Origin of the sequence: Maridesulfovibrio salexigens DSM 2638 (genome assembly GCF_000023445.1) — a bacterium.
In the GTDB taxonomy this organism is placed as follows: domain Bacteria; phylum Desulfobacterota; class Desulfovibrionia; order Desulfovibrionales; family Desulfovibrionaceae; genus Maridesulfovibrio; species Maridesulfovibrio salexigens.
Genome location: NC_012881.1, coordinates 1,218,539 through 1,234,596 on the forward strand (window position 1 = coordinate 1,218,539; position 16,058 = coordinate 1,234,596).

The 16,058-nt window shown below is 47.4% G+C and carries 15 protein-coding genes and 1 tRNA gene; 10 read left to right on the forward strand and 6 right to left on the reverse strand.

Translation table 11 applies throughout. The features are described 5' to 3' along the window. Window positions 1–82: 82 nt before the first annotated feature. A complete protein-coding gene (locus DESAL_RS05495) occupies window positions 83–418 on the reverse strand; it encodes a hypothetical protein (RefSeq protein WP_015850977.1) in 336 nt (111 codons plus the stop codon). Window positions 419–653: 235 nt separating this feature from the next. Here DESAL_RS05495 and DESAL_RS05500 point away from each other — a divergent pair, with 235 nt between their 5' ends. Continuing rightward, a complete protein-coding gene (locus DESAL_RS05500; RefSeq protein WP_015850978.1) occupies window positions 654–1,709 on the forward strand; it encodes an efflux RND transporter periplasmic adaptor subunit in 1,056 nt (351 codons plus the stop codon). Between the two features lie 21 nt (window positions 1,710–1,730). Further along, window positions 1,731–4,847, forward strand: coding sequence for an efflux RND transporter permease subunit (locus DESAL_RS05505; RefSeq protein ID WP_015850979.1), 3,117 nt, complete (start codon window positions 1,731–1,733; stop codon window positions 4,845–4,847). Between the two features lie 85 nt (window positions 4,848–4,932). Here the strand turns inward: DESAL_RS05505 and DESAL_RS05510 are convergent, their stop codons facing one another. Next, the gene (locus DESAL_RS05510; protein ID WP_015850980.1) at window positions 4,933–6,093 is read right to left on the reverse strand and encodes a pyridoxal phosphate-dependent aminotransferase; all 1,161 of its coding nucleotides are present in this window, start codon (window positions 6,091–6,093) and stop codon (window positions 4,933–4,935) included. A gap of 223 nt (window positions 6,094–6,316) precedes the next feature. Between DESAL_RS05510 and DESAL_RS05515 the strand changes: the two genes are divergently transcribed. The 4 genes from DESAL_RS05515 (at window position 6,317) to DESAL_RS05530 (ending at window position 9,692) form a co-directional block, all read left to right on the forward strand. Next, complete coding sequence (locus DESAL_RS05515; protein WP_015850981.1) at window positions 6,317–6,868, forward strand: aminodeoxychorismate/anthranilate synthase component II; 552 nt, start codon at window positions 6,317–6,319, stop codon at window positions 6,866–6,868. A gap of 34 nt (window positions 6,869–6,902) precedes the next feature. Continuing rightward, entirely contained in the window at window positions 6,903–8,123 is a 1,221-nt protein-coding gene (locus tag DESAL_RS05520) for an anthranilate synthase component I family protein (protein ID WP_245543790.1), read from the forward strand. Then, window positions 8,120–8,890: an aminotransferase class IV gene (locus tag DESAL_RS05525; RefSeq protein ID WP_015850983.1), complete on the forward strand. Its 771-nt coding sequence runs from the start codon at window positions 8,120–8,122 to the stop codon at window positions 8,888–8,890. Before DESAL_RS05520 ends, DESAL_RS05525 begins: the two co-directional genes overlap by 4 nt. 112 nt (window positions 8,891–9,002) lie before the next feature. After that, on the forward strand, window positions 9,003–9,692 hold the full coding sequence (locus DESAL_RS05530) for a flagellar brake domain-containing protein (RefSeq protein ID WP_015850984.1): 690 nt from the start codon (window positions 9,003–9,005) through the stop codon (window positions 9,690–9,692). A 43-nt stretch (window positions 9,693–9,735) separates the two neighbouring features. Here DESAL_RS05530 and DESAL_RS05535 read toward each other — a convergent pair whose 3' ends face one another. The 4 genes from DESAL_RS05535 to DESAL_RS05550 form a co-directional block, all read right to left on the reverse strand. Beyond that, entirely contained in the window at window positions 9,736–11,007 is a 1,272-nt protein-coding gene (locus tag DESAL_RS05535) for a phosphatidylserine decarboxylase family protein (RefSeq protein WP_015850985.1), read from the reverse strand. A gap of 171 nt (window positions 11,008–11,178) precedes the next feature. Next, window positions 11,179–12,198: a glycosyltransferase family 2 protein gene (locus DESAL_RS05540; RefSeq protein ID WP_015850986.1), complete on the reverse strand. Its 1,020-nt coding sequence runs from the start codon at window positions 12,196–12,198 to the stop codon at window positions 11,179–11,181. 3 nt (window positions 12,199–12,201) lie between these two features. Then, complete coding sequence (locus tag DESAL_RS05545) at window positions 12,202–13,134, reverse strand: PP-loop family protein (protein ID WP_015850987.1); 933 nt, start codon at window positions 13,132–13,134, stop codon at window positions 12,202–12,204. 4 nt (window positions 13,135–13,138) lie between these two features. Then, on the reverse strand, window positions 13,139–13,336 hold the full coding sequence (locus tag DESAL_RS05550; RefSeq protein WP_015850988.1) for a MoaD/ThiS family protein: 198 nt from the start codon (window positions 13,334–13,336) through the stop codon (window positions 13,139–13,141). 319 nt (window positions 13,337–13,655) lie between these two features. On the opposite strand from DESAL_RS05550, the gene DESAL_RS05555 reads away from it, so the two are divergent. From DESAL_RS05555 to trpS, 4 genes are all read left to right on the forward strand, one after another. Further along, window positions 13,656–14,015: a response regulator gene (locus DESAL_RS05555; protein WP_015850989.1), complete on the forward strand. Its 360-nt coding sequence runs from the start codon at window positions 13,656–13,658 to the stop codon at window positions 14,013–14,015. Window positions 14,016–14,175: 160 nt separating this feature from the next. Then, a tRNA-Trp gene (locus DESAL_RS05560) sits at window positions 14,176–14,252 on the forward strand. Between the two features lie 36 nt (window positions 14,253–14,288). Further along, a complete protein-coding gene (locus DESAL_RS05565) occupies window positions 14,289–14,927 on the forward strand; it encodes a site-2 protease family protein (protein ID WP_015850990.1) in 639 nt (212 codons plus the stop codon). Window positions 14,928–14,954: 27 nt separating this feature from the next. Then, window positions 14,955–15,950 carry a tryptophan--tRNA ligase gene (gene trpS, locus DESAL_RS05570; protein ID WP_015850991.1) on the forward strand — a complete coding sequence of 332 codons (996 nt, stop codon included), beginning with the start codon at window positions 14,955–14,957 and terminating at the stop codon, window positions 15,948–15,950. Window positions 15,951–16,058 lie beyond the last annotated feature (108 nt).

Sequence of the window (16,058 nt, forward strand, 5' to 3'; positions counted from 1 at the left end):
TTATTGAGGCTGAATGTACTAAGCCCTCCTTATGGTTAACATAGGGAGGGCTTTTTTACGTAAAAAGAATGAGGTGCGAGACTTATTGCACGCTGAATTTTATTCCTTGGGGGGATTGCTTAAGTTCGATGTGACTGTCCGGGGTATCAACTTCAGTAGAGGTTATCTTAAGCATTTCAAGATCATATACATCCGGGATGGTGCGTACTTTTAATTGCATTTTATTGAATCCCTTGAGCATCCGCTTGGTCTGACCGGGAATAAGCCTGAACTGGGCGACACTTACATTTCCCTGAACGGTGATAACTGAACCTGCTACAGGGAACTTGCATTTATTCTGAATAGTAAGAGCCTCAGCATCAGTGTGAGCCGAAATGACTGCCGTCAGGATTATTAGTGTGAGGAACAGTTTTTTCATGATTTCCAGTAGCGGTTATGTTTTTTAACACCTTTGAGCTAAATATGGCGCGCTATTGTCGGAAAGGTATATTATAAATTCACCGGTGTGTAGTTTTTTTGTTTATTCATACTTTTGGCTGATCTGGTGAGCGAATACTTATGTTATTGATCTCTGTTCTCAGTTGACTATCTTCGAATCTTACGTAAAGTGTGCCCTTCGGAAATAAAGTTATAATTCAAATCGGAGCAGATCTATGCAACGGATAATATTTTTTTTGATTTTTATTCTGTCCTCCTGCCCAGTTCTCGCTGCTGAGAAAAAGGCTCCCCAGATGCCTCCTGCACATGTGGCGACATCAAAGTCTTTCGCCGGACAGGTTGCGCCTGAATCCTCTTATATAGGTACGGTTTATTTCTCTGAGACTTCCGATGTTGCATCTGAAGTCAGCGGGAAAATCGTCAAGGTAGAGGTGGAAGAAGGGGATATCGTCAGAAAGGGTGATGTGCTGATCAGGCTCAGCTCCGATTTGCTCAACACCGAAATCCGCGCAGCTAAGGCGGCCTATGCCGAATCCAAAGCAAACTACGATCTTGCCAAGCGCGATGACCAGCGTATCACCAAGCTTTTCAAGAGCGGGTCCGTCCACGAAGGTGAATACGATTCCAAACGGTTCAAAGCTATCGCTATGGAAAGTGAACTTGCTTCCTCTCAGGCAAAGCTCCGCCGTCTCCAGATTCAGCTTTCCAAGAAAACAATCCGTGCTCCCTTTGACGGCATCGTGCTTAAACGTTCTGTTTACTTAGGTGAATGGCTTTCCGTGGGGGCTGATGTGGTCAAGCTGGGTATGAATACCAGTTATGATGTAGTGGTCAACGTTCCGCAGGATGTTGCACAGGTCGTTAAGCCCGGTCTTGAAGTCGGTATAACTGCCGGCGGCAAGGAATATAAGGGCAAGGTTTTCGCTGTCATCCCACGCGGTGATATTGCCAGCCGTACCTTTCCTGTAAAGATCAGGATCAATAGCGACAATGGTTTCAAGCAGGGTATGGAAGCTCGTGTTTCACTTCCTAACGGTTTAGCCAGTGAGACTGTTGTTGTTCCCCGTGATGCTGTAATTACTCTGCGCGGAACCACCATGGTTATTGCGGTTGTTGACGGTAAGGCACAGCCTTTTCCGGTACAGGTCGTAGGTTTCAAAGGCATGAACGCCGGAGTTCGCGGCAAGGGCCTGAAAGCCGGACTGGATATTGTCACCAAGGGTAACGAAAGACTCAGGCCCGGACAGCCCGTGGTCATTGATAATAAATAGCCCGACGGGCCGGAGTAATTCATGGATTTTGTAAAATTTTCAATCGAAAAGCCGGTATCTGTTCTGGTTGGGGTTATTCTGCTGGTTCTATTCGGCGGTCTGGCTCTTTCCGGTTTGCCTTATCAGCTTTCTCCTTCGGTTACCGAGCCGGAAATTACAGTTGAAACCTCATGGACCGGTGCTACTCCTTATGAGATCGAACGCGATATCATTGAAGAGCAGGAAAAAGTGCTTAAGGGTGTCACCGGACTCATGGAAATGGAGTCCGAATGCTTTGACAGTTTCGGGCGTATTTCACTGCGTTTTAAGATAGGCACTAACATTGATGATGCTTTGCTCAGGGTTTCCAACAAGCTGAACGAAGTTAAGAAATATCCTTCAGACTCAGACAGGCCGGTTATTTCCGCCACCGGTGCTTCAGCATCTCCGGTTATCTGGATGATCCTGCGCACTCTGCCGGATAACAAGCATCATATCAATGAATACGCCACTTATTTTGAAGATGACGTTCGTCAGTATCTTGAGCGTGTTGACGGTGTTGCCGACCTGTTTGTGGGTGGTGGTACCGAAAATGAAATGCATATCATCATCGCTCCCGAAAAACTGGCTGCCTACAACCTGACCATTGATAAGGTGACTAAGGTTCTGCAAAGCGAGAACGCTAACGTTTCCGCCGGTAACCTCGGTGTTGGACGCCGTGATTATCGAATTCGCACTACCTCTGAATTCAAGACTCCCGAGGAAATCGAGAGTGTTGTTATCACTTCCTCCGGTCAGCAGCGAGTGACCATTGGTGATGTCGGTAAGGTTGTGCCCGGATTTGAAAAGCAGACCGTTTCAATGCTCCATAACGGTATCCCCGGTATGGCTATCGGTGTTAAGCCTGAACCCGGCTCCAACGTTCTGGAAGTAACCAAGAACGTACGCAAAGTTGTAGAAGATCTTAACGCAGAAGTACTGGCCGACAAAGGAATCTTCCTCGACTGGGTTTATGATCAGGCACCTTACATCAACGGTGCAATTGATCTCGTTAAGCAGAACATCATTATCGGTGGTGTGCTTGCGGTCATAGTGCTGCTCATCTTTTTGCAGTCTTTTTCAGCTACCATCATTGTAGCAATTGCTATCCCTATTTCCGTTGTCGGTTCATTCATCGTCTTCGGCGGGTTGGGCCGGACACTGAACATTGTAAGTATGTCCGGTATTTCTTTTGCTGTCGGTATGCTGGTGGATAACGCCATTGTTGTCCTTGAAAATATTGACCGTCACCGCGGTATGGGCAAGCGCCCATACAATGCCGCTTATGACGGAGCCAGTGAAGTCTGGGGAGCTGTTCTAGCTTCGACCCTGACTACTGTTGCGGTATTCCTTCCGGTCGTCTTCATTGAAGAGGAAGCAGGGCAGTTGTTCAAGGATATCGCCATTGCGGTTACCTGCGCTATTTCCCTGTCCATGTTTGTGTCCATCTCAGTTATTCCTATGCTGGCCAAGCAGTTTTATTCCCTCTCCAAGCGTAAGAAGAAGGTCAAAAAGAATATCCTCACCGGAATTGGCGCCAAGTTTTCCGATGCCATCATGGGATTACTCAGCTTGGCTATCCGTAACTGGGTAACACGTCTTTCTACTGTAGCAATTTTGGTCGCAGCTTCAGCCCTGCTGGTAATTTCCTTCTTCCCGAAGATGGAATACCTGCCGCAGGGTAACCGAAATCTGGTTCTTTCAATTCTTATCCCACCGCCGGGTCTTTCTTTTGAAGAACGCGATTCCATCGGTGAATATATTGCCGCCCAGACTAAGCCCCATATGGAAGCTGAGAAGGATGGCTTTCCGCAGATTGAAAGTTTGTTCTATGTTTCCGCACCGGATATCAACCTTTTCGGTGCTATTTCAAAAGACGAGGATCGTCCTGCGGCTATGATTCCGCTTTTTAACCGGATCATGAACTCAATTCCCGGTATGTTCGGGGTTAGTATTCAGGCTTCGATCTTTGAAACTGGTCTTGGTAAAGGGCGTATGGTTGCTGTTGATTTCAGCGGACCGGAACTTCCCAAGCTTATGGCTGCAGCCGGAACAATGTTCGGCATGGCCCGTGAAGCCATTCCCGGTGGACAGGTTCGGCCTATTCCGTCTCTTGAAATGCTTTATCCCGAAGTACGCATAGTTCCTGACCGTGACCGTCTGCGCGCCGCAGGTATGTCCAGTCAGGAAATAGGCGAGGCTCTTGACGTACTCATGGATGGTCGCAAGATCGGCGATTATAAAGAGGAAGGTAAAAAGAAAATCGACCTTAAGCTTATGGCTTCTGGGAAAAGGGTAAGTACTCCTGAAGACCTTTACGAATCCCTCGTGGCAACCCCGCAGGGCTGGGCGGTCCCGGTTTCTTCACTTTCCCATCTGGAGCGGACTTACGGTATTACCCAGATCCGCCACCTTGAGCGTCAGAGAACTGTAACCCTGCAGATTACTCCGCCCAAGAGTATGCCTCTTGAACAGGCTATGGATATCGTCCAGAATCAGCTCATTCCCAAGGTTAAGGAAATGGGCCTTATGGATGGCGTGAACGTGCGTATGTCCGGTGCAGCTGATAAGCTGACTCAGACCCGTGAAGCCATGCAGTGGAACTTCCTGCTGGCAGTTGTCATCACCTATCTGCTGATGGCAGCCCTATTCGGAAACTTCATTTACCCGTTTATTATTCTGCTGACCGTACCTCTCGCGGGTGCAGGTGGTTTCCTCGGCCTGAAGCTGGAGAACCTGTTCATCGCTCCGCAGCCGCTGGACGTACTGACCATGCTCGGCTTCGTTATCCTTATCGGGGTTGTTGTTAACAACGCGATTCTCATCGTGCACCAGTCTTTGAACAACGTGCGTAACGAAGGAATGGAACACCGTGAGGCAGTGCTTGAAGCGACCCGTTCAAGGCTGCGTCCTATCTATATGTCAGCCACAACATCCATTTTCGGTATGCTCCCGCTGGCAATCGCCCCCGGTCCCGGTTCGGAACTCTACCGCGGACTCGGAGCAGTTGTTCTTGGCGGGCTTGCTTTGTCCACGGTCTTCACCGTGTTCATGATTCCGGCCCTGCTTATGTTCTTCATTAAAATGGAGAAGATTGGCGGCGGTGAGGTTGAGGCGTAGCAGTTTTAATTCTACGAAAATAAAAAACAGCCCTGCGAACACAACGTTCGCAGGGCTGTTCTCATTTCTACCAATATCTTTCTGATCAGGAATTATCTTTCACATATCTTTCCAATCTATCCATCCCTTCAGCAAGATTATCCATGGAATTAGCGTAGGATAAGCGGATGAATCCTTCGGCTCCTTCACCGAAGTCGATGCCGGGAGTGACCCCGATTCCAGCTTTTTCGAGGATGTCGAAGGCCAGTTTAAGAGAGCTTCCGTCAAATTTTGCCGCAAGGTGTTTCATGTTGACCAGCACATAGAATGCTCCGGTGGGTTCGACTTTGATTTCAAAGCCGATTTCGCGCAGCCTTTTGATCAGGAACTTGCGGCGTTCATCGTAGATACCCTTAATGCGGTTTACCTCATCCCATGATTCGGTCAGGGCGGCTACTCCGGCATACTGGGCCATGGAATTGGCGGAGATGAAGAAGTTCTGGCAGAGCTTCTGCATGGGGCGTACGTATTTTTCCGGGGCGATGATGTAGCCCAGCCGCCAGCCGGTCATGGCGAAAAGCTTGGAGAATCCGTTGAGCACAAAAGCGTGGTCCGTGTATTCGAGAATGGTGTGCTCCTTCTCTCCGTATACAAGACCGTGATATATTTCATCAGAAATGATCCAAGGTCCCATCTTGGCAATCTTCTCCATTCTTTCAGGTGAGAGCAGAGTCCCGGTAGGATTGGAGGGTGAGTTAATCAGGATTGCCTTAGTGCGTTCATTGATTGCTTTTTCGATTGCTTCCGGGCGGTATTGGAAACCGTCCTCTTCAAAAGTACGGATACTGTTTGCTTCGGCCCCGGAGAAGGAAATAAAGTTGCTGTAGCAGGCATAGCAGGGATCAGAGACAATAATGTTGTCTCCCTGATCCAAGATAAAGGTGAAGAGCAACAGCATTGCCGGGGAAGTTCCTTGGGTGATGATAACACGGCCCGGATCGACATCCACGCCGTAAGTATCTCGATAATATTTGCTGATTGCTTCGCGTAGTTCCGGGATGCCCAGACTGTGGGTATAGTGGGTTTCACCAGCTTCCATGGCTTTGATGCAGGCATGTTTGACACATTCAGGAGTGTCGAAGTCCGGTTCGCCGATTTCCATGTGGATAATGCTGCGGCCCTGCCGTTCCATTTCCTGCGCTTTTTCCAGAACGTCCATGACTAAGAACGGGGTGATTTCACAGGCTCTTTTTGAAATACATTCCATGCTGTTCTCCGGGGGGATATGATGCGCCACGCGCTTTTGATTTGGGATTTCGCCTCTGGCGGCCAAAGGAAATTCACTTTGGAATCCCTATGAGATGGCGGGATTTTTCTAAGGCTATACGATCATATACATTTAGTATCGCTTGAGTGCAACATAGTAGCTCTGAATCTGTTTATCATGCTTGTGCCCGTTTCTGCGATGCAGTAAATACCCGCCACAGACTATGAATATACTTCTTATCGACAATAACGACAGTTTCACCAACAACCTTGAGCATCTGCTGGCCCGTGAGATTTCCGGGGCACGGATTTCTGTGCATCCTTATGCAGAAGTACTGGGGTACGGTGAATCTTTTGATTTCAGCTCTTACGCGCTGATCATAATATCTCCCGGTCCGGGCTGCCCTGCGGACTACCCGGGCTATGAAGCAGTGATTGAATCCGGTTTGCCTGTTTTGGGCGTATGTCTCGGCATGCAGATTCTCAACGAATATTTTGGCGGTCGTACTGCACGGCTGGATGGCTGCTTTCACGGACGAACCGAACGTATAGACTTTGCCGGACATGATCTGGCTGTGGCTAGATATCATTCCTTATACTGTGCGCAGCTTGGAGACGGGCTTAAGTTGCTCAGCGAGAATAGCGCCCACGTTCCCATGGCTGTAGTCCATGAAAGTCTGCCATTGTTAGGCTATCAGTTTCATCCGGAATCATTTTTAACTGAGCAACCCGGAGTATTCATTGCGTACGCCCTCCATCATTTCGGACTCCTGTAGTTTTGAGCGCTTTCGGGAGATTGCCTATCACTTTGTGCGTGAGCATAAAGCGGATGTACTGCTCGGTGCCTCTGAATTTCCTGATTCATGCGTGAGTTATCTGGGGCTTGAACCGCAGGAGGAACTTATTCTGCAATCCGGTGTTTCCGGCTCAGATGTCAGTTTACAAATGAAAGATTTCTGCTTTGCCGAAGATGGGCCTGTCATCGGTTATCTTTCGTATGAACTCGGGCATGAATTGCGCGGAGTGGAAAGTAACAAGGCTGCGGGATTTCCATTAATGCATCTGAAAAAGTACCGTGCGGTACTTATACATGACAGTGGTAAATCGTCCCTGAAATTGCTTTGTTGTGATGAAACTTATCGGTCGGCTATTGTTGATTCCATTCATAAATCCGAAAGCATTCCGGATGTCGAACTGCCGTCTTTTGCAACTGATAGTATTCGTATGTCATTGGATAAACAGGGGTATGAAGACGGAGTGGCTCGCACTCTTGAATATATCCGTGACGGCCTGACTTATCAGCTGAACCTGACTACCCGTTTGAGCATGGCTGGTGGGGATCTTGATCCTGTGCTCTGGTTTTTTGCTTTGCACAAACGTTATCCGGCTCCGTATTACGCTCTTTTCAGCAGTGGTGAAAAGGTGGTGGTTTCCACTTCGCCGGAGCTTTTTTTACGGGTTGAGCAGGGTAACATTTTGTCCGAACCCATTAAGGGGACACTCCGTTTTGAGGAGTATTCTGAAGAGTTGGTCAGTTCTCTGCAAAGTTCAGTAAAAGAGGATTCCGAGCTTTCCATGATCGTGGATCTGATCCGCAATGATATTTCATCCGATTGCCGTTACGGATCGGTGGTTGTTGAGGACCATAAATCTGTATTTGCGGTGGACAATCTCTTACAGATGTTCAGCCGGGTACGCGGGGAACTGGCTGAAAGGCGTGATTGCATTGACTTGCTTTTGAACGCATTCCCCGGTGGTTCCATTACCGGATGTCCTAAGAAAAGTTCTATGGAGCTTATCGATAAGCTGGAACCGCATGTGCGTGGTCCGTACTGCGGCAGTATCGTGATCATTAATGGACCGCAGGACATGGTTGCTTCTATTCCCATCAGGACCGCTGTTTACGACCAAAATACAAAAGAACTTGATTACTGGGCCGGAAGCGGCATTGTCATTGATTCCGACCCTGAAGCGGAGTACAGGGAAACCATTGCTAAAGCCGGCAAAATTCTGGACCCGGAGTCTGTATGATTTATTTCAGGAATGGTGAGTTGCATGAAAATGATGTTTGTCTCGATTTAGCTCAGCCCGCTTTTAGGACTGGATTCGGATTTTTTGAGACCATCTGTTGGAACGGAAGCAAAGCCTGCCATCTGGATTTGCATCTGGAACGAGCGCGCAATAGCCTTGCTGAATTTTGTGTCGCTGAAGAACCGCTTGATTATGAGGCAGCCATTGAGGAAGTGGTCAACGCGAATGGCCTTTTGAATGAATTTGCCCGCGTTAATATATTTTTCCCGGTTGAAACAGATCATACCCAGCCCATCGTTTGCGCTGTGCCTTTTGAGTATGTTCCGCAACGTACGTGGACCATCAAGCCTAACCCTCATATTTTTCTTACTCCGCTCATGGCTCATAAATCCACCAATCGTATGGATTATCTTAATGCATGGAAGACTGCACAAGCGGACGGTTTTGACGATGCCCTCCTTCAGGATTTCGAAGGTAATGTGCTGGAGTCGTCCTTTGCGTCTCTTTTATTTAAAGCTGGCGATACATTTATCGAGCCGAAAACTGATTTTAAACTTCCCGGTACTGCTTGTATTGTAGCATCTCGTCATATTGAAATTGATTCCGCAGTGATTAACGTGGCTCAAATTGATGGGTTTGATCATGTTTATGCGCTTAATTCACTGGGGGGAATGATTCCGGTCACAGCTATCGGCTGTATCGAATTTGAACCTGATTTTATCTTGGCTGATGGAATAAGCGCAAAAATTCTAGAGCTAAAATTATAATTTGATATTTCCCCACTAAAGCCTATATAGATTGCGAGACACGTTCTTATAAGATGTATATTAATGTCGCTTCTTGTTAGGTAAATACTGTTGAAACATGGTGGGAATCTGAATGGTTGCGGGTAATACAAAGTTCACAGTTCTTTCATGCGGTTCTCTGGATAATCTTGGGCTTCAGCAAGGGGAGAGTGTAAATATTGAACTCTTTACGACTCAGGAGCGTCTTTGGGGAGAGGTTGTCGGTTTCAAGTCCGGAGTCTTTCTTTCTGTGTGGCTTCCTGCTTTGCGGGAAAGGGAGTATCAGCGGATATTGGCAGACGACCCGGATGTTACGGTCAGGGCCAAGTGTAAAGATTGTTTTATATGCGGTTTTCGGTCAACTGTTACTAAAGCGATAAAATATCCTTATCCTCTCCTTTATCTCAGTTATCCAGAATCTTTTGAGAAGGTTAGCTTGCGTAAGAATGAGCGTGTAGAATGTTTTCAGCCGGTTAGCATTGTTTATAAAGGAAAAGAATTACAGGGAGTCTTTAAGGACATTTCCAAGGGGGGAGGAAGGATATCCTTCACCCTTCCTGATGGAAATATTTTCTTTAACATGGGACAGGATTTGAAAGCTGATTTTTCTTTCAAGCTGCATGGCGATGGACCGGAAATCAGCGGAGTAGGTGTTATTCGTAATATGGTCAGTGGATCGACCAATGTTTCCATCGGACTCAAGTTCGTCAAATTTAACAATGGGGCTGAGGGACTGCTGGAACAGGTTGTCAAATCATTCAGCCTGCATGCCTGTTCCATTTAGATAATGCAGCCTCAGCTAAAAGAACTAAGGCTGCATTATAGTATTAAGGTTTGCGGACGGTAGCTATGCGCGAGCGGACAGGAATGTTCGAAGATTCAAGTCCGGGAGTTTGTCCATGCAGGTCAAAGTCGAGGTTAACTTCGGGCCTGAAGATGAGCACGTGCGTTGAGCCTCCAAAATGAAACATTCCCAGCTGATCTCCTTTCTTTACAAGCTGTCCCTCATAAACAGTTATTTCATTGGAAGAAACTTCCGCCATTCCTACGAACATGACAGCCATTAAACCGATATCCGGGTTGTCAGCTTCAATGAAGATAAGCGCACGGGCCGCTACTTGGGTTATGTAGCCTTGGGATTTGTTGGGACTGGCTGGATCAAATCCTGCTGTCGGTGACTGGGCATAGTAAGAGCCGTCTATCAGTTTTGTCTTCACAATCTTTCCACTTACCGGACTGTGCCAGCGGTGGTAGCTCAGCGCGCTCAAAAATGCCTGATAAATTGTGCCGCCTTCAAATTGTGCAGCCAGCGGGTCGCCGTCGAGCATATGGTAGAGCGAGTATGGCTGACCCTTAATCCAGAATTGATCCCTCATCTTTACGTTTCCAGCCAGATTGAACGGTGCGGATTCGCAGGCGTTTGCAATTACCGCATCGTTTTTAGGTGAGGCAACTGGGCGTCTTCCTTTTCTGAACTGGCGGGTAAAGAAGTCATCCCATGACTTAAATCCGTGGTATGGCTTGCTTGGATCGCAGATAAAGTCTTTTTCAAATCCTGGCATGGCTTTCTGCGCATCCCGCCCGAACCATCCTTTCTTCGGATCATTGTTGAGGACATAGCGTGAGTCAGGTGATCCAAGAAATACAGCCCATTGATTGAGTATCTTTTTCAGCTGCATGTTCACTCTGCGGTCCAAGAATGCGCTTGTCCCGGCTGTCGTACCCATGGGCCAGTTCAAAATGGCATTGATGGGGAATCCTACCATTCCGGTTCGGTTGAATTCCGGTGCCTGCACTGAAATATCACTTATTTTCTGCAACATCTGCTTATAGTCGCGAATTTGTGGATTACCTGACGGATCGTCTTTAAATTCCGGTTTGTCCGGGATCATTTCAAACATTTGAGTAAAAAGCATGAGCAGCTGCGGATCGTTTTCAATAAGATCCTTGAACTCTTGAACGACCGGAATAAGTTGCGGGTCATCCTTTGAAATAGAATGTTGCGATGCTCCGTTTGCGGATACGGCAAGACCAAGGCAGAGGAGCAGGCTGCAAAGGAATGGGATAATAGTTTTGGTCCAATAACGATTAGATGTCATTTCCAAACCTCCAGCTTAATTTTTCAAGTAAAGATTAGATGAGAACACACCACAAATCTTATAACTCGCAGCAGATAATATTGCCAAGCTGGATAAATAAAAAAGGTAGGACCTGAGTTATCAAACTCAGGTCCTACCTTAAAAAACAATCTATGTAGTGGTGTTCGCTATTTATGAAGCCAAAAGATAATCCCTACCCATAACAAAGCCGCGTGTATCTAGAAATTCAGCTACTTCGTCACGCGCACCCCAGCTTGCTACGTAGGAGAGCAGGAAGATTTCTCCTGCCGGGGGCAGTTCATTGCGACCAATGACTTTTTTGCCGTGGATAATCATTCCTATTTTGCGCGGGTCAACGTCAACATAGAAAGCGGTTTCCACCCCGAGGCTTTCCAGTATCTCGTACCTCTTGCGGGAGGTTCGTCCCGAGCCGATAATGCCGACTTTAGGGTTTGGTCCGAGCTTATTTTGCAGCCAGTTAAAGAGATATTCGCTTTTGATGCGGTAGAATGCTTCAACTGTATATTTGGGATGATTGCGGGACAGGCGGTCCGGTGGATCATTCCAAATAAGAAGTTCTTCATCCACCTTGCGCATTTTTACCCCTGCTTCCAGCCAGCGCAAAACAAGTTCGTAGTCTTCGGGAAAATCTCCATCGCGGAATGGACCGTGCTTTTCAATGAGCTCCTTGCGCGCCATGATGGAAGGATTCGCAAAAGGAAATTCCACAAAACGGTTCAAGGAAATTTCATCAGCATCAACCAATGTGTTGATCCAATCCACATAATGGGCATAGCCGCCGTTCTTTTCCCGGTCTCCGCCGAACCCTACACGGCAGGCGGTAAGTCCGGTCTCATGATCGCAGTCCAGCAGTTCCGCCTGTTTTTCTATACGTTCAGGCAGGGCTAAGTCGTCAGCGTCCATGCGGGCTATGTAGCTTCCGCTTGCCGCGTTAATGGCAGCATTGGCCGCGCCGACTACTCCCTGATGCTCAAGAAAGATCGGCTTTAGCCGTGGATCACGGGCGGCGTATTTTTTGAGAATTTGGGCAGTATTGTCCTCGGAACCGTCATCCACAGCCAGCAGTTCGAGGTTTTCGAAGGTTTGACCGAGGATGCTGTCAATTGCTTCGCCTACGGTTGACTCGCAATTGTAGCAAGGCATGGTTACCGAGACTTTGGGACTGCCCATAACTTACTTCTCTCCTTGAGATTCCTGTTCGATAGATTCCTGCAACTGGCGTTTGATTCTGCAAATGCTGCAAACTCCCGCCGAAGTGGGATAGCCGCATTCTGTGCAGGGATTGATTTCGTAGTCCTTTTCTTCTTTTTCAAGAGCTGCGAAAGCGGGCTGTCCGCGATCAAGGAAGCCTTTGTAGAAAGCACGTTTGGTGCCGGGGCTGCGAAGTTCCATATCACGCCAGAGCTTTTTGTGCCCGGTGAAGCTGGCGCCGGAACTGAACGGGCAGGGCAGGTGATGATAGGGAATATCTGCAAGAAAAGAGAATATGGCACTTTCATATTCAGTAACCCGGAAAAGAGGTTTTACCTTCTTGGCAAAGCCGTTCTCAGCAGGCAGTACCGGTCCCTGATCAGACAGATAGCCTTGATCCCAGCGCAGGGTGTTGGCGAAGAGACGGGCCACTTCGTCATCAAGGTTATGTCCGGTGGCAAGTGCGGTGTAACCCTCTTCAATTGCTACCTTGTTGAAATAGTGGCGTTTGAATTTACCACAGATTGCGCAGATGGGGCGGCGGATGTGCTTTTTGATCAGCGGCATGGGCACGCCTTCTTTTTCCAGCTCCACCACACGCAGCGGGTAACCTTTATCTTTGCAGAAACCTTCTACAACGGCGCGTGCCTTGATTGATGACTCATAAATGCCCAGATCAATATGCAGTCCGGTTACATCGTAGCCCAGCTCAGACAATGCGTACATGAGCCCGAGAGAATCCTTGCCGCCGGAAAGGGCGACCAGCACTTTGTCATCCGGTTCAAGAAGATTGCGGTTTTTTATGCCTTGCGCAACCTGACGCATGAAGAAATTATTAAAATGTTCCTTACAGAACGCGGCATTATGGCTGGGCAGTGAAACTACGGCCTTTTCTTTACACACCTTGCATTTCATATCGCTATCCTACTGAAATTACTTTTCTGAGTTCAATTTCATCGCCCTGTCTGATCTGCTCATCCTGAGTGAGCAGTTCTCCATTGCGGATGACCAGAGTGTCAGTATGGTGCAGCCCCTGCTTGTTGAGCAGTTGCAGGACGGTATTTAATTTTGTGTATTCTACTGTCTGGCCTTCGGGTTCGATTTTGACAATTACCATGGTCAGACTCCTTTTTCTAATTTTATATGATAAGATGATGTCCGAGGCCTAGGGATGTAGCGTTTAAGTACATTTTCATCAAGCTTTTCCTACTAGAAAGAGGGAGAATTTTTCTGCCTTAAGTTACAATCGAGGAAAAATAGAAAAAATAGCAGCCATAACGGAAAAACATTGTTATCCTGTGCTATGATTAAGGCAAGAACCGGAAGTCTGCAATGCATCCGGAGCAGGGAATTAAAAAATGTCTATAAATGTTGACCCCAACTTGAATATTGAACTAAACTGGTAATAAGTAAAAACGACTTTCAAGGAGTGGCATATGTCTCAGAAGACAATTTTAGTCGTTGACGACGAAAAGCATATACGAATGCTCTACAGGGAGGAGCTTGAGGCCGGAGGCTATAAAGTAGCAACTTCCGACGGAACCGAAGATATTCTTATGGTTATCGGACGCGAAAAGCCTGACCTTGTTGTTTTGGATATTAAGCTGGGGATTAATCGTTCCGGGCTGGATCTGCTGCAAGAGATAAGACAGGAGGATCAGAATCTTCCGGTTATCCTCAGTACCGCCTATGACAGCTTCAAGCACGACATGAAGTCCATTGCGGCTGATCATTATGTGGTGAAATCCGTTGATTTGAGTGAGCTGAAGGAAAAAGTTAAGCTTGCTTTAAGCTGATTTTTAGCTCGCTCGGCTGGGCTGAGTATTAAAATAATTAGACTTATTTTAGGAATCTATGAAAATAGGTTCCTTTTTTACTTGCCAAACCAAAATGACGGTGCTAGAACCCGCTTGTCTTTGACGGCAGAGATGTCTCAAGGCAACTCGAAATAAATGCAGGCCAGTAGTTCCAACGGCTAGAACGTCGGTCTCCAAAACCGAATGCTGGGGGTTCGAATCCCTCCTGGCCTGCCATTTATCACTTCTAAAAAGCGAACAAGCTTACAATCCATGTTCGACATCGCCAATACAATCAAAGAAATAAGCATTCTTGCTTTACCTTTTCTTCTGGCAATTACCTGCCATGAGGCCGCCCACGGCTTCGCAGCTTATCTTCTTGGTGATCCTACGGCTAAACAGGCCGGACGCCTTACTCTGAATCCCGTAAAACATCTTGACCCAATGGGAACCCTTGCTCTTGTGCTTACACGCATGATCGGCTGGGCTAAACCTGTTCCGGTCAACCCGATGTATTTCAAAAATCCACAGCGTGATATGATGATTGTCGCTTTGGCTGGTCCGGCGGCAAACATGGCACTTGCGGTAATGTTCTCAATTGTCGTAAAGGTGATTCTTTCACTTGATGTGAATTCTATGTCGCCGTTGATGCTCAGGATTCTTGAGCCTTCGGTAATGATCGCCAATGCGGGTGTCATAATCAATCTGGCTCTGTGTTTTTTCAATCTGCTGCCCATCCCTCCGTTGGACGGAAGTAAGATTTTGGCCGGATTCATGCCCCGTGAGGCTGCTTTCAAATTTATGTCGTTCCGGTACGGATTCGTTATCGTGATCGTACTGGCAATGCTCGGACTGCTCGGTAAGGTTATCAGTCCGGCCATGGGTTTTTTCTATAATTTTCTGGTTCATTAGGACCGCCAAGCATACAAGATTTTTAAAATGAGTAAGACAAACAATCGCATAGTTTCAGGCATGAGGCCCACCGGACGTTTGCACCTAGGACATTACTTCGGTGTTCTGGTCAACTGGGTCAGGATTCAGGAAGATCACGAATGTTATTTCTTTGTTGCCGATTGGCACGCAATGACCAGTGAATACTCCGATCCCCGCAAGATTCAGGGTTTTGTCCCTGAACTGGTAAAAGACTGGATTGCCGCAGGTCTCGATCCTGAAAAATGTGTGATTTTCCATCAGTCTCAGGTTAAGGAGCACATTGAGCTGCACCTGATTCTGTCCATGCTGACCCCGCTGGGATGGCTGGAAAGGAACCCCACATATAAGGAACTCAAGCAGGAGCTGGTTCAGAAGGAACTGAACACTTACGGTTTCCTCGGATATCCTGTGCTCATGGCTTCCGATATTCTCATGTACAAGCCGTCACAAGTTCCTGTTGGTCAGGATCAGCTTCCTCATCTTGAGCTGGCCCGTGAGATTGCCCGTCGTTTTAACCATCTTAATGGCGAATTTTTCCCTGAGCCGAAAGCTCTGCTCACCGAGGATGCAAAGCTTCCCGGTCTGGATGGTCGTAAGATGTCCAAGAGCTACAACAACGGTATTTATCTTGGCGAATCCATGGATGAAGTTAAGCCCAAAGTTATGTCCATGCTGACTGACAAGAACAGACTGCGTAAGTCCGATCCGGGTGATCCTGAAGTCTGTAACCTCTATCCTTACCATAAGCTGCTTACCGATGCAGATACTTGTGCTGAGATTGAGGAAGGCTGCCGTAATGCAAGCCGTGGTTGCGTGGAATGTAAGAAGCTTCTGGCTGAGAATATGGCGAAATTCCTTGAGCCCATGCAGGAACGCCGCCGCCATCTGGATGAAAATCCGCAGCTCGTCTGGGATATCCTCCACGAAGGCACAGCCAAGGCTCAGGCTAAAGCAAAAGAGAACATGGATGAAATCCGTGAGCTGATCGGCTTCAAGTTCTAAGTTTTATTTATACAAAGACATTAAGAAATCCCCTGTTGCATGAGCAGCAGGGGATTTCTTTTATTTGTGGCTTTTATTTTATTGTTTTCAGGGAAGGAGGCGCTGGAG